12 protein-coding genes are annotated in these 14,120 nt (G+C 72.0%); 5 read left to right on the forward strand and 7 right to left on the reverse strand.

What is annotated here, in order from left to right; all coding sequences use genetic code 11:
* Window positions 1-10: 10 nt before the first annotated feature.
* Window positions 11-1,285, reverse strand: a complete 1,275-nt coding sequence (locus tag OV207_RS22955) for a hypothetical protein (RefSeq protein WP_267557232.1) — start codon at window positions 1,283-1,285, stop codon at window positions 11-13.
* 221 nt (window positions 1,286-1,506) lie between these two features.
* Window positions 1,507-2,070 carry a hypothetical protein gene (locus OV207_RS22960; protein WP_267557233.1) on the reverse strand — a complete coding sequence of 188 codons (564 nt, stop codon included), beginning with the start codon at window positions 2,068-2,070 and terminating at the stop codon, window positions 1,507-1,509.
* Window positions 2,071-2,226: 156 nt separating this feature from the next.
* Between OV207_RS22960 and OV207_RS22965 the strand changes: the two genes are divergently transcribed.
* Entirely contained in the window at window positions 2,227-4,464 is a 2,238-nt protein-coding gene (locus OV207_RS22965; protein WP_267557235.1) for a serine/threonine protein kinase, read from the forward strand.
* Window positions 4,465-4,470: 6 nt separating this feature from the next.
* On the opposite strand, the gene OV207_RS22970 is transcribed toward OV207_RS22965, so the two are convergent.
* A complete protein-coding gene (locus tag OV207_RS22970) occupies window positions 4,471-4,803 on the reverse strand; it encodes a rhodanese-like domain-containing protein (RefSeq protein WP_193429718.1) in 333 nt (110 codons plus the stop codon).
* A 99-nt stretch (window positions 4,804-4,902) separates the two neighbouring features.
* Between OV207_RS22970 and OV207_RS22975 the strand changes: the two genes are divergently transcribed.
* Complete coding sequence (locus OV207_RS22975) at window positions 4,903-5,286, forward strand: HesB/IscA family protein (RefSeq protein ID WP_193429719.1); 384 nt, start codon at window positions 4,903-4,905, stop codon at window positions 5,284-5,286.
* A 98-nt stretch (window positions 5,287-5,384) separates the two neighbouring features.
* Here the strand turns inward: OV207_RS22975 and OV207_RS22980 are convergent, their stop codons facing one another.
* Genes OV207_RS22980 through OV207_RS22990 form a run of 3 tightly spaced genes read right to left on the reverse strand, consistent with a single transcriptional unit; the run spans window position 5,385 to window position 7,533 of the window.
* A complete protein-coding gene (locus tag OV207_RS22980; RefSeq protein WP_193429720.1) occupies window positions 5,385-5,903 on the reverse strand; it encodes an acyl-CoA thioesterase in 519 nt (172 codons plus the stop codon).
* 31 nt (window positions 5,904-5,934) lie between these two features.
* A complete protein-coding gene (locus OV207_RS22985) occupies window positions 5,935-6,702 on the reverse strand; it encodes a deoxynucleoside kinase (protein ID WP_267557236.1) in 768 nt (255 codons plus the stop codon).
* A gap of 12 nt (window positions 6,703-6,714) precedes the next feature.
* The gene (locus OV207_RS22990; protein ID WP_267557237.1) at window positions 6,715-7,533 is read right to left on the reverse strand and encodes a glycerophosphodiester phosphodiesterase; all 819 of its coding nucleotides are present in this window, start codon (window positions 7,531-7,533) and stop codon (window positions 6,715-6,717) included.
* A gap of 163 nt (window positions 7,534-7,696) precedes the next feature.
* Between OV207_RS22990 and OV207_RS22995 the strand changes: the two genes are divergently transcribed.
* The 3 genes from OV207_RS22995 (at window position 7,697) to OV207_RS23005 (ending at window position 12,858) form a co-directional block, all read left to right on the forward strand.
* Window positions 7,697-8,752, forward strand: coding sequence for a hypothetical protein (locus OV207_RS22995; protein WP_267557239.1), 1,056 nt, complete (start codon window positions 7,697-7,699; stop codon window positions 8,750-8,752).
* 249 nt (window positions 8,753-9,001) lie between these two features.
* Window positions 9,002-11,893 (forward strand): serine/threonine-protein kinase, encoded by a 2,892-nt coding sequence (locus OV207_RS23000; protein WP_267557241.1) that lies wholly within the window; start codon window positions 9,002-9,004, stop codon window positions 11,891-11,893.
* Window positions 11,894-12,051: 158 nt separating this feature from the next.
* Window positions 12,052-12,858, forward strand: coding sequence for a hypothetical protein (locus tag OV207_RS23005; RefSeq protein ID WP_227027938.1), 807 nt, complete (start codon window positions 12,052-12,054; stop codon window positions 12,856-12,858).
* Window positions 12,859-12,924: 66 nt separating this feature from the next.
* Here OV207_RS23005 and OV207_RS23010 read toward each other — a convergent pair whose 3' ends face one another.
* A complete protein-coding gene (locus tag OV207_RS23010; protein WP_267557244.1) occupies window positions 12,925-14,118 on the reverse strand; it encodes a hypothetical protein in 1,194 nt (397 codons plus the stop codon).
* Window positions 14,119-14,120 lie beyond the last annotated feature (2 nt).

Below are 14,120 nucleotides of genomic sequence, written 5' to 3' on the forward strand. Positions count from 1 at the left end.
TCGAGTCTCCTCACCGGAAGCGGGTGGCGAGCTGCAATGACAGCTCGAGCGCGGGCTCCAGGTCCCCGGGCCGGAGCGCACGCTCCGCCTGGACCTGGGCCTTGAAGGAATCCGCCAACAACACGTTGAAGCCCCCCGTCAGTGCATGTCCCTGTGCCTGGATACCGCCCTGCAATTGCAGGGCCTCCGCGCCCACCATGGGCTGGACGGCCCAACCGCTGTGGCCCACCGGCACCGTCCAGTACGCCAGCACCGACTGCGACATGAAGGGCCCCAAGGCCAGCTGGCCGCGCGCCACCTCGCCCGTCAATGACAGCCCCCAGAGCGTCAGCTCCGCGTCCGCCGCGGCCGCGTAGCGCTGCGTCCCGTCGATGACCTGCGTGAGGTACGTGCTGGCGCCCACGGTGAGGAACTTGAAGGGCCGCAGGCTCAGGCGCGCCGCGCCGTCCTCGCTCAGCCGCTCCCCCTGGGGGCCTTCACCGCCCTCGAAGAGGCCCGCGGACAGCTTCAGGCCCCAGGCCTCCTTGAGCCGCACCTCGCCCATCAATCCCAGACGCCGGCCGCCCAGGTCGTTGGTGTCCGTGAGGTAGTCCTCCACCAGGCCGCGTCCCTGGAGCGGCAGGCTCCAGGCCGACTCCAGCGAGCGCTGGAGGAAGGGCGACTTGAAGCGGCCCGCGTACAGGCGCAGCTGCTTGGCGTCGTTCGCCAGCCGCACGAAGGCGTCCTTGAGGATGGTCTTGGAGGCGAGGTCCGCGCTCACCTCCGCCTCCAGGTTGGACAGCGACGCGGCCACGCCCACGCGCGCTGATTCAATGCCCAGGTCGCGCTGGTACTTCGCGCGCTCGTCGGCGGTGCCCTTCGCGAACACGCGGCCGAACACGCGGATGCGCTGCGAAGGCTTGCCCTTGTCGTCCGCCTTGTCCGCTTCGGCCGGCGCCTCGCCCAGCGTGTCCGCCTTGGGGCCCTTGTTCTTCTTCTTCGCGCCCGGCACCGCCGCGTCGGGCACCGGCGCGCCCGGCTCGTTCACCTGCTCCGGCGCGCCCCGCACCGGACCCTGGGAGCCCCCGGGCATCGCCTGGGCGACGGCGCCATCCAGCGCGTCCTCCGACGTCGGCTCCGGGGCAGGCGCCTGCGCGCCGTCCTCCTGCGCGACGGTGAGCGGCTGATCCGCGTCCTCCGCCCCTGCGTCCTCCACCGGCTCGGCGACCGCCCCCGCCGGCAGTCCCAGGAGGACCGCGACGAGCAGCCCCCGCCACCCCTGTTCCTCCATCCCCCGCCCGCCCATGCCTGATCTCTCCCCGCCCAGATAACCCGACGCCGTACGTCCCTGCCTGCTCTCCCGTGCAACCCTGGTGCCCAGGGCAGGGACGTGCACTGACGGACATTGGGACGCGGCTTGCGGCCCGGATGCCATGTGACAGGGGCGTGACGGGACCCAACCTGGGAAGGTTTTTTCCCTGTCGGGGCGGTGCGGGGCTGTAACGCCGGGCTGTAAGAAGGCCGGTGTTACCGATCAGCGCTCGGATCCACCGGTGGGGCGGGGGTGGGCTCCGCGGGGGTTTCGGCGGTCGCTCCGGCGGGCGGCGTGGCGGCGGCTTCGTCCGCGGCGTCGGCGGGGGGCTCGGCGGGGACCTCGCGCCGCGTCATGGCGGTCAGCACCCTCAGCAGCAGCAGCACCGCGAAGAGCCCCAGGAGGCTGCGCCACACGAAGAGGGGGACACCGGTTTCGCTCACCGTGAAACGCGCATGGAGCGCCTTGGGGCGGGTGGTGAGGAAGCGGACGTCCACGTCCCAGGTGCCTGGCTCCGGGGGGATGAACTCCGTGCTCCAGCCCACCGCGTCCTTCTTCAGGGCGCGCGTCACCTGACCGGGCACGCCCTCCTGGGAGAAGGAGACGGTGACGCCCCCTTCAAAGGGGGGGCCCTGGAGGTTGCCCACCGACAGCGTCAGGCGCAGCGGCTCGCCGGGGTGGGGGTCGGCGGGGGTGATGACGCCCTGGAGCCGGTCCTCGGCGTCCTGCCAGCTCAGCGCCAGCACCTCGTTGCGACGCTCGACCTTGATCTGATCCACCGCCGGGGCGGCGACGGCAGGCAGGGCCAGCAGGCAGGTCGCGACGACCCACCCCAGGAAGGAGGACGTGCGGCTTTGCCTCGACGGCCGGTGTCCCCTAAGATGCGCTGCCCTGTCACCTTCCACTGAGCCCGCTCCCCCCGGGGAGTACCCGGGATGAACCCTCAAGCCTTCGGGAAATACCAGCTCCTCAAGAAGCTCGCCACGGGCGGCATGGCCGAGGTCTGGCTTGCGCGTCAGTCCGGAATCGAGGGCTTCCAGAAGGACGTTGTCGTCAAGCGCATCCTCCCGCACCTGGCGGAGGACCGCGAGTTCGTGGAGATGTTCCGCAACGAGGCGCTGATCGCCGCGCGCTTCAACCACCCGAACATCGCGCAGGTGTACGAGTTCGGCGAGGCCAACGGGACCTACTACATCGCCATGGAGTTCATCCATGGCGAGGACCTGGGCCGGGTCATGCGCAAGGCCAGCGGGATGAACCAGTGGATCGCCCGGCCGCTGGCGGTGCGCATCGTCGCCTCCGCGTGCGAGGGCCTCTTCTACGCGCACACGCGCTCGGATGACCGGGGCCAGCCGCTGAACGTGGTGCACCGCGACATCTCCCCGCAGAACATCCTGATCAGCTTTGATGGTTCGGTGAAGCTCGTGGACTTCGGCATCGCGAAGGCCGCGGATCAGGCGTCCATGACGAAGTCCGGCGCCATCAAGGGCAAGTTCGCGTACATGGCGCCCGAACAGGCCGCCGGCAAGCACCTGGACGCGCGCGCGGACATCTTCGCCATCGGCCTGGTGCTGTACGAGATGCTCACCGGGCACCGGCCGCTCAAGAAGGACTCGGAGCTGGCCACGCTGCAGGCGGCCATGGAGTGCGCCATCCCCGCCCCGTCCGAGGTGGCCGACGTGCCCCGGGACATGGACCACGTGGTGATGCGCGCCCTGGCCAAGAGCGCGGATGATCGCTACGACAACGCCCGCGAGCTGCAGTCCTCCCTGGAGGAGCTGCTCGTCAACGAGCGCTGGGTGGTGGGCTCGGTGCAGATCTCCGAGCTGATGAAGACGCTCTTCGCGGACCGGCTGGCGGAGGAGCTGAAGCAGGGCCAGTTCGTCCCGGTGGGCGAGGACTCCAACACGTCGCCGCCCCGTCCGCCCGCGGAGATGAGCTGGGAGGCCCCGCCGGGCGAGTCGTCGTCGCAGCGCGAGCGCGCGCGCGGCAACACCCGCGCCGGTCCCGCGCCCCGCCGCGCGACGGGCATGGCCCCCGCGGTCATCCCGGAGGATCCGAACGAGTACGACGCGCCGTCGCTCACGGGCGTGGAGTCCCAGCCGCGCCGCCGCTCCAGCGTGTCGGAGCCGGTGGCCCGCCGCAGCACGTCCTCCAGCAACCCGGGCGTCACGCAGGTGGCGCGCACCAACTCGCGCTCGGACCTGCGCAGCCAGCCCGTGGACGACGACGACGTGCCTCCGGCTCCGGTGGCCCGGCGCACGATGTCGCGCGTCATGCAGGTGGCGGAGCCGCCCGTGCGCTCGCGCTCCTCCGGCGTGCAGCGCATGGACGTGGAGGAGGACGACGAGCGCACCCGCCTGCCTCCCCCGGACGATGAGCCGGAGACGGTGCCGGCGCCCGTCGTGGTGCGGCGGCGCACGAACACCAGCCAGCAGTCCGCCGTGGATGCGCCGCGCCGGCGCACCTCCAGCCGCGTGGACGCCCCCCGCGCGCGCCCCGCGCCCGTGGACCCGGATGACTCCGGCGAGCGGAGGCCCTCCCGGAGCAGCGCCGCCGCGGTGCGGGACGAGCCGTCGCGTCCCCGCGGCCAGAGCGTGCGCGCGGTGGCCATGGTGGCCTTCATCGTGGGCCTGCTCGCGGTGCTGGTGCTCTTCCGCGAGCCCATCCTCGCGGCGGCGACCTCCAAGGCCGCGGACGCGCAGGGCGTGTGGCTCACGGTGAACACCAACCAGCCGGTGAAGGTGTCGGTGCGGCACACGGAGCGCTGTGGCAGCCCGGAGCCGGTGACGCAGCTGGGCACCGCGCCGCTCACCCGCGCGCAGGGGGCCCACCTGCAGGACACGCTCATCCTGGAGAACGAGGCCCAGGGCATCTACCTGGAGGACTCGGAGGAGCTCGCGTTCGGTCAGCCCGGCGAGCTGAAGACCTTCGAGCGCAGCTTCAAGGAAGGCACCCTCAAGCTGAAGATCACCCCGCGGAACATGTCGGGGCTGACGGTGTTCCGCAACAACCAGCCGCTGGGCAGCGCCTCCACCACGCTGAAGCTGATGGAGGGCAAGCAGCGGCTGGAGCTGCGGGGCAACAAGCTCAAGGAGCCCGTCGCCTTCGAGGTCATCATCAAGCCCGGTGAGACGACGGACCAGGCGCTGGACCTGGAGTCCGCGTTCTAGCCCTGCCTAGTAGCGGGGCAGGGACGGGTCCACGGTGCGCGAGTACAGGTCGATGCCGCCCTTGAGCGACACGGCCTCCAGCCCCCGGTCGCGCAGGTAGGCGGCGCCGTCCAGGCTGCGCACCCCGTGGTGGCAGTAGACGACGACGGGCCGGCCCCGGAGGGCCTCCAGGGCCTCGGCGTGCTCCTCCAGCTCCGGCAGGGGCATCAGCACGGAGTCCGGCAGGGCCACCCACTCGTGCTCGTGCGCGAAGCGCACATCCACCAGGACGGGGCGGGATTCGGGGGGGCCGGCCAGGCGCCGGGCCAACTCGGCCGGGGTGATTTCAGGGATGGGCATGGGGCACTCGTGTGTTGTGACGGGAAGGGGCCCGTGGGGTCCCATGGCTTTTCAGGCGCCAGGGCGTTATGAGGCGCCGTTCACGAGGAGTTTAAGCACATGGACACTTCCACCGCCGTCGCCGGCTCCACGCCGGACTCCCAGCCCGCCGCCAACGTGCCCGTCCAGTTGACGGCCGCCGCCCTCACCCAGGTGAAGACGGTCATCCAGGCCCAGGGGTTCCAGGACTACTTCTTCTCCATCCGCGTGGTGCCGTCCGGCTGCAGCGGCCTGGGCTACGACCTGAACCTCGTCAAGGAGACCAAGGCCGGCGACCAGATCTGGGAGCAGGATGGCGTGAAGATCGCCACGGATGCGCTGAGCGCCCAGTACCTGTCGGGCACGCACATCGACTACGTCACCAGCATCACCGGCGCGGGCTTCAAGTTCGAGAACCCGAACGCCAAGTCGTCCTGCGGCTGCGGCACGTCGTTCACGACCTGAGTCGCACCTGAAGCAGCAGGCAGGGCAGGGGCCGGGATGGGACGCCACGCAGGCGTGCCCCCGGCCCTTCGTCCGTCAGGGGGCCCGGGGGCCAGGCTTCAGGCGCCGGCCACGGGCTTCATCACCTTCATCCAGGACTGCTCCTCCTTGCCGCGGCCCCGGCGCTGGGCGCGGCGGGCCTCGGCTTCGGAGAAGGCGGAGCGCTCCGCATCCGTCTCCAGGAGCAGCGGGGGCACCGGCACGCCCTTGCCGTCCTTGTCCTGCGTCACGAAGGTGAGCAGCGCGCTGGTGGTGAGGTGGCGCTCGCCCGTCAGCGGGTTCTCCGCGTGCACGGTGACGCCCACCTCCAGCGACGTGCGGAACGTGGCGAGCACGCGCGAGTGGAGCAGGGCGATCCAGCCCACGCGGATGGGGGCGTGGAAGTGCAGGTCGTCCATGGACGCCGTCACCACGACCTGACGGCAGTGGCGCTGGGCGGCCACGGCGCCGCAGATGTCGATCCACTGCATCACCTTCCCGCCGAACGCGGCGTTCAGGTTGTTGGCGTCCGGGGGGAGGATGAGCTGCGTCATCACCACTTCGGAGTCGCGCGGGCTCTTGGGGGTCAGGTCGTGCATGGCCCTGAAGCGTGTAACGGATGGCGCGGCGTCAGGCCAGGAATGCGGAGACGCGGTCGAGGAACTCCTCGCGGCCCGGGCCCCGGCGGATGTCCTGCTGGGACACGTCCACCACGAGGCAGTCCACGCCGTACTTCTCCTGGAGCACCTGGGGGAAGCCCGCGTAGTAGCCGTTGAGGCCCTTCAGGAACTGCTTGCCGATGCCCTTCTCCTCCGCCCGGCCGCGCGTGCGGATGCGCTGCAGGAGGACCTCTTCCGAGGACACGTCGAAGCAGATGACCTTGTCGGGCCGGACGATGTTGCGCGACAGCCGCTGGAAGTACTCGTAGTACAGGTCCAGCTCCGCGTTCGTCATGTGCCCCAGGCCGTGCAGGTACTTGGCGAAGATTTCGGGGTCCTCGTACAGGGTGCGGTCCTGCACGCAGCTCTTCCTCACGGAGTGGATGAGCTCGTGGTGCTCCACGCGCCGGATGAGGAACTCCAGCTGCAGCGTGAACGACCACCGCGACATGTCGCCGTAGTAGTCCCGCAGGAAGCGGTTGTCGATGACGGGCTCGTCGAACAGCTCGAAGCCGAAGCCCTGGCTGATCATCTTCGCGGCCGTCGTCTTGCCCGCGCCGATGTTGCCCGCGAGCGCCACGAAGCGCCGCGCGCGGGGCGCCTTCACCTTGAGGCTGTTGCGGCCCCTGGTCCTGGACTTGGGCTCCGGCTCCAGCTCGGAGACGGTCGGGGGCGGCGCCTTGGGGGAGGGCGGCTCGGCGCGGGTCGCCGGACGCGCGCGTGCGGTGGGGCGGGGCATGGAAGCCAAGGCTTAGCCCGGCTTTCCGGACGCGTCCATTCGCTGGCGGAGCAGGTCCGGCCGGTCCGTCATGATGCCGCCGATGCCCTCGTGGATGAGCCGGTCCATCTCCGCCGGATCATCCACGGTCCACACGTTGATCCACTTGCCGCGCTCCGCCGCGGCCTTCAGGAGCACGTCGTCCACCAGCCGCACCTCCCCGAAGTACAGCGGCATGTCGAGCACCGTGTAGCGCGCGTCCTCCGGCGGGACCTCCCCGGCCTTCAGCGCCAGGACGAACGCGGCCAGCGCATCCCGTGGGTAGAAGTGACAGGCGTCGGGCAGCACCCGCACCAGCCGCTCCGCGATGGCGTCCTGCTCGCTGCCCAGGCAGACGCGGCCCACGGCGGCTTCGTCCGTCAGCAGGCGGGCGAGCACGTCCTCGGCGCCGGCCACGTCCGGCTTGAGCTCCACGTTGAGGCGCAGGGAAGGGAAGGCGCGCAGCACCTCGCGCAGTGTGGGCAGGCGCACGCCCTGTCCGCGGAAGGGAAAGGTGCGCCCCTCGTCCGGACTGAACCGGTAGCCCGCATCCAGCTCCCGCAGCTCCCGCAGGGTGAGCGCCGCGAGTGGCCCCTCGCCGTCGGTGCAGCGCTCCAGCGTGTCGTCATGCGCGACGATGACCTCCCCGTCGCGCGACAGGTGCACGTCGAGCTCCAGCATGTCGGTGTGGTGCACCTCCACCGCGCGGCGGAAGGCCTCCAGCGTGTTCTCCGGCGCGACCAGGGCTCCGCCGCGGTGCGCGATGTGCAGCGTGGGCTTCAGAGCCTGCAAAAACGTGTCACGCGGCAGCATTGATCCACCTATTCCTGAATTCACGGCGATGTCACAGGCAGGGCGCGGGTCCCTTCCTTGCCGGCCCTGGTGAGCGGCCGGTATAAGGGCCTGAATCCTCAGCCCGACAGGCGTCGGACTTCAAGAAGCGCGGCGCCCTCTCTCACCCCCCGGAGACATACGAATGGAACTGCGCAAGAAACTGGGCGCTGCGGCCCTCCTGGCTGCTGCCGCGATGGCGTCCGCTGCTGGCTGTGGTGGACGTGACAATGATCCGGATCCCGTCCCCGACGCCGGCTGTACGGGCGTCTGCAGCACGGACGCGGGCACGGATGCGGGTACGGACGCGGGCACGGATGCGGGTACGGACGCGGGCACGACGGGGCAGATCGCCGCGGCGCGCCGGCTGTCGTTCGGCGGCAAGGCGACGCTGCGCAACGTGGTCGTCACGGACGTGCACTACGAGAAGCTGAGCGAGCAGGGCAACAACGCCTGGCGCTCGTACTTCTGGGTGACGGATCCGGCCGCCCCGAAGGAGGGCCTGTTCATCCACAAGTTCTACACGGACACGCCGGACACGTACCGCCCGCAGCCGGGTGACACGGTCGACATCGAGGGCTACTTCGGCACGGAGGCCAACTACGAGCCGTTCACGGGCCGTCGTCACCGCCTGGCCAACCAGCGCACGCCCCCCGTGCCGCTCGCCATCACCCCCAAGACGACGGATGCGGGCGTGAGCGCCCGGCCGCCGGCCAACGAGGTGACGGTCGAGCAGCTCGAGGCGTCGCTCGGCACCGCCCAGAACAGCGCGGCCCTGCTGGGCACGCGCGTGCACCTGGCGGGTCCGCTGACGCTCACCAACCCCACGCCGGAGGCCTTCAAGCGCCTGGACAGCTCCGGCACGCCCCCCACCTATTACGGCTTCGAGGTCGGCAACGGCATCCTCGTCTACCACGACAAGACGCGCGATCGGAACCTGACCGACGGCGGCGTGGAAGTGCGCTGCGACTTCCAGAAGAAGGCCCTGGCCGGCGAGACGGTGACGTTCCCCAACGGCATCAGCGGCGTCTGGGACACGTACACCTTCGCCCCCTGCACGGACGGCGGCACGGACATCACCGGCTGCGGCAGCAACACCCCCGACAGCGGCGTGCCGGGCACGACGAAGCCCTACACGTACACGATCATCCCGCAGGACTGCTCGGACCTCGGCGAAGTGACGGCGCCGCCGGCCCCGTAGTCTCCTGGCAGGACGCCTTTGCCGGCCCTCCGGCTGGCCCTTCCGCCTCCCACGGTTCGCGCCGTGGGGGGCGGTCGTGTTTCAGGGGGCCGTTCCGGGGGGGCAGGGGGGCTTCGAAAGTTCGCGCAGGGAGGCCGGGTTGCCTAGAGTCGGACGCCGGGCGGGTCCGCTGGCTCCCCCCGGGGCTCGAATGCAGGTAGGCTCCGGAAGCAGTCCCTTGTCCCACCCGCAGGCACACCCGCCACGTCCTTGAGCTCGCCCCAGACGGCCACCCCGTTCGGAAAGTACCTGCTCATCAAGCGCCTCGCGCTGGGGGGGATGGCGGAGCTGTTCCTGGCGCACAAGCCGCCTTCGCAGGCGCTGGTGGTCATCAAGCGCATCCTCCCGTACCTGTCCGAGGAGCCGGAGTTCGTCCAGATGTTCCTGGACGAGGCGCGCATCGCCGCCCAGCTGCACCACCCCAACGTGGTGCAGGTGCACGAGCTGGGGAAGGAGGGCGACAACATCTTCATCTGCATGGAGTACGTGGAGGGCGTCGACCTGCGCCGCGTGCTCGTGGAGGAGGCCAAGTTCGGTGGCTCCATGCCGTACGGGGTCGCGGCGAGGATCTGCGCGTACATCGCCGCCGGGTTGGATCATGCGCACTTCAGCCGGGGCGTGGACGGCCGGCCGCTGGAGCTGATCCACCGGGACGTCAGTCCCCAGAACGTGATGATCTCCTACGACGGGCGCGTGAAGCTCGTCGACTTCGGCATCGCCAAGGCCGGCGCGTTCATGGAGCGCAGCAAGCCGGGCGTCATCAAGGGGAAGTTCCTCTACCTGTCGCCCGAGCAGATCATGCAGGAGCGGCTGGACCACCGGGCGGACATCTACGCGCTCGGGGTGATGCTGTATGAGATCACCACCGGCAAGCAGCCCTTCTCCCGCCAGACGACGGAGGGCATCCTCTACGCCATCCGCTACGAGGAGGCGACGCCGCCGCACCTGGTGCGCCCCGACTATCCGGAGGAGCTGTCGCGCATCGTGATGCGGTGCCTGGTGAAGGACCGCACCCAGCGCTACCAGCGGGCCGCCGACGTGCGGGCGGACCTGGACGCGTTCCTCGCCTCCGGCGTGCTCAAGCAGAGCCTGGACATCCCGCACTACATCGCGCGCCTGCTGGGAGAGGCCGACGAGCGCACGGTGCTGCACATCCCGCCGGCGAAGCGCGCGGGCCGGCACGAGGCCACCGTCCCGCTGCCGCCGCCTCCCCCGAGGCCTCCGCCCCCGCCGGTGCCGGACCTCCCGGAGGACACCGCCGCGCGCACGCTGCCGCTGACGGACGACGTGGAGGACACCGCCGCGCGCACGCTGCCGCTGACGGATGACGTGGAGGACACCGCCGCGCGCACGCTGCCGCTGACGGACGACGTGGAGGACACCGCCGCGCGCACGCTGCCCCTGGGGGGCTCGGCGTCCGGGCTGGGTCGGGGGCTGCCCCGGACGGGTCCTGGCGCGGTGACGCCCGCGGGCCTCGTGGCGCGTCCGCCCGCGCGCCGGCCCACCCGCGAGGCCGCGGCGCTGCGCGCCTTCGACGCGACGGAGGGCGAGCCCGAGACGCAGATGGCGCGGCCTCGCGAGCTGCCCACGCGCGCCTACGACGAGGAGGACGAGGACTTCGACGAGGCCACCGCCGTCGGGACGATGCCGGGGGCCCCCGCGCCGCGCAGGCACCTGGAGCCCGTGCTGGAGCAGGAGGCGCTGGAGGACGAGGAGGAGGACGGGGACTCCACCGTGCCGCTGCGCGCGCGTCGGCCCCGGGGCGTCGTGCCCGCGCCGATACGGCGGGGAGGGGCCGCGGAGCCCACCCCGCGCGCGTCGTCGCCAGGGGAGCGCGGAGAGGCCGAGCGCGCCCGTCGGATGTCGTCGCCGGGCGTCGCCATGCCGCGCGGTCCGGTGGACGGGGATCCGTTCTCTCCCTCCCCGCGCCGGACGCCGCCTCATGCGTCGGAGGACCGTGCGCCGCCGCCTCCGGGCTCGCGCCGGCCGGGCAGTGGCCCGGGGGACGACGGTCGTTCGGAGCCGCTGGCCTCCGGTCCCCGGCGCATGAACGTGCCTCCGGGGGATGACGGTCGTTCGGAGCCGCTGGCCTCCGGTCCCCGGCGCATGAACGTGCCTCCGGGGGACGACGGTCGCTCGGATTCCTCCCGACGTTCGTCAGGCGCTGCGTCCGACGAGGGCAGGGGGCCGGGGCCCCGCCGTCCGGGGCCTCCGTCCAGCGACGCGAACCGCTTCGCCCCCTCCTCGAGCCCGGGCGCGCGGAGCGTCCGCGCTCCGCCGCGTCCGTCCCCCGAGGACGACGAGCGCTTCAGCACCGACCCGGGCATGTCCGGGATGAGCCTCACGGATCCCACGCCCACCCGGGCGCCGGATCCGGACGACGACGAATCCACCATCGGGTTCCAGGCGCCGCGCCGGCCGTCCCGGAAGCCCGTCCGCGCGTCCGCCGCCGAAGCCGCGGACGGCGAGGAGGAGGCGTTCGACGAGGACGGGCCGGACACCTTCGATGCGTCCGCCTCCCCCCGGCGCTCTCGCGCCGTCGTGGCGCTGGTGGTGGGCGCGGTGCTCGTCCTGGGCATCCTGGTGATGGCCTGGATGATGGGCGCCTTCAATCCGGACGCGCCGCCGCGCCCCACGCCGGTGAAGGCACCGGCCCCGGGGGCGCCGCCCCGTCCCGGACCCACCGGCGCGGCTCCCGTGACGCCGCCAGCGGAGGTTCCCGCGGACGCCCCGGTGCCAAAGCCCTCCACCGAACCGGCCCTCGCGGCCGCCTCCGCGATGGGGGAGGAGGGGCCCGCGGGCGACGCCCCCGTGCTCGTGGCGGTCGCCGCTCCGGCGCCGGAATCCCCGGCTCCCAGCAGGTCGCCGCCGGCCCTCGCCACGGTGCAGGTCCGGTTCGATGCGCCGGCTCGCACGGTGCTTGGCCGGCCGGGGGGCGAAAAGCTGCCCGTCAACCAGGTCCTCGCCGTGGCGCCCGGCCCGCTGCGTGTTCAGTACACGTGCCCCGGAAAGCGGATACTTCCGCGCATCGAGACCTACAACGTCCGACCTGGAACCGTGGAACTCCAGACGCTCCGGGTCCCATGCCGGAGGCGGCGCTAATCGGGACGGCCACTTGCCCGTATGCGGCATGCGCACCCTGCGGCGGACACGTAGGACCGGGTAAGCTTGAGTGCCCTTAAGTCGTTGGAATTCCTTGGCTTTCCACCAGGCGGGCGCGTTTACACATGTCAGAGGGGTCCGTAGACTCCGCCCCCTCTATGGCTCGCGCGAAGAAGCAGAAGAACATCATCCGACAGAGGACCTACCCCGCGGGGAGGGTGGCCCGGCAGCTCCCGGTCGCCCCTGAGCCCAACCGCCTGGTGAAGGTGTGGCGGCGCGTGCTGGAGCGAAGGCTGCGCACGCGGCTGCGGGGGAAGGTGGCGGTGGAGATCCACGACAACACGCACACGATGCTGACGTTCCAGCGCCAGCGCGCGCTGTGGCGGCTGCGGCTGCACCACATGTTCCTGGCCGCGCCGGACGAGGTGCTGCAGGCGCTCGCCGGCTTCGTGCGCACGGGGGATGCGGAGGCGAGCGCGCTCCTGGACAAGTACATCGAGCGCAACCGCATCTTCATCCGCCGGCTGTCCCCGGCGCAGATGCGCAAGCGGCTGCGGCTGTCGCCGGTGGGGCGCTACCACGACCTGGCGCGCATCTACGAGCGGCTCAACGAGCGCTACTTCCAGAGCCGCATCGACGCGGCCATCACCTACGGGCCGGCGCCCCGGGTGAAGGGCCCGCGCAAGAGCATCAAGATGGGCTCGTACTCGGCGGACTCGAAGGTCATCCGCATCCACCCGGCGTTGGACCAGCCGCTGGTGCCCCGCTACTTCGTGGAGTGGATCGTCTTCCACGAGATGCTGCACCACGTCTACCGCGCCCGCAGGGGCGAGAACGGCCGGCGCTGCATCCACCCGCCGGAGCTGATGGAGCACGAGAAGCGCTTCCACGACTACCAGCGGGCGCTGGCCTGGGAGCGGGAGAACCTGGACCTGCTGCTGTGCGCCCGCACGGAGCAGGCCTGACGTCCTGTCCCTCTCCGGGCGCCGTGCTGGCCCTGGAGAGGGGCGCGTCGCACCCGCCCGGGCGCGTCAGGGCAGGATGAGGCCCCCCGGGCCGCGCCGCTCGGACGTGGCCGCGTCAGGCGGGGCGCCCGCTGCCGGAGCCCCCGTCGCCGCCGCTGCCTGGGCCTGTGCGCCCGCGGCGGCCAGGACGACGACCTTGGCGAAGAGCGTCTCCGCGAACCGGGAGAAGGGCTCCTCGAGCCCGTGGAAGAGCCGCCGCGCCTCGCCCCGGGCCATGTCCGCCTGGAGGGCCCGGCCGGTGTCCTCGAAGAAGGGCGCCATCCGCCACAGCCGGCGCGCGTAGCGCTGGCGCACCTCCGGGGTGAAGTACGCCCGCGCCGCGTCCAGGACCTTCTGCCGGGCCTGTTCCTGGCGCTGCGTCGCGCTCAGCGCCAGGGGGCTGGAGGCCAGCGCCTGCACCTGCTCCATCAGCCGCCGCACCTCCGCGTCGGGGGGCATCCACTCGGCGATCTCCGGCGTCGCATGGAGCTGGTCGCCTTCCAGCACCCGCCGCGCGTCCTCGGGCTCCGGGGCGGGCAGCGGCGCGGGGGCGTGGATCGGCTGCACCCCGTGGTGGCGCAGCGCCGCCTCCAGGTCCGGCGGGAAGGGCGTGCGGGTGCGCAGGTTGAGGGCCGCGGCCTCCGCGAGCAGCGCGGCGCCCTCCTCGCGGGAGACCTGCACGCCGAAGCGGTTGTCCTGGGCGTGCTTGAGGATGCGGCGCAGCTCCCCCCGGCTCACCTCGGAGCGGGTCAGCTCCAGCACCCCCTGCTCATCCGACACGATGACCTGGAGCAGCTCCACGCCGCCCCGCACCGCGCGCGTGAGCAGCAGCCCGGACTGCCCGGTGGAGGAGACCAGCGTCATGAGCGTCGGCAGCGCTTCCTGGGCGGGGGACGGGGCAGGCTCGCGGGGCGGCTCGGGCGGGGTGACGCCGCGCGAGCGCAGCCGGTAGAGCGCCTTCTTCGCGGCCTTGGCCAGGGGCTTCACGGTGGACGCGGACAGGGCCTCTGGCAGCGCCACGTGGCCGGCCAGCACGGCGGCCTCCAGCACCGCGCCCGCCAGGGGCTCCGGCAGGGCCTCCACGGAGGGGGCGGAGGCGGCGGCCACGTCGCCCGCCAGACGCCGGGCCTGCTCGACGGCCGCGTCGGGGAAGGCGGGCAGGACGGTGCCGGCGCGCAGCGCGTCCAGCAGGGGGCGGGGCTCGGTGGAGGCAGGGCTCATGG

Source organism: Corallococcus sp. BB11-1, assembly GCF_026626625.1.
Lineage (GTDB): Bacteria > Myxococcota > Myxococcia > Myxococcales > Myxococcaceae > Corallococcus > Corallococcus soli.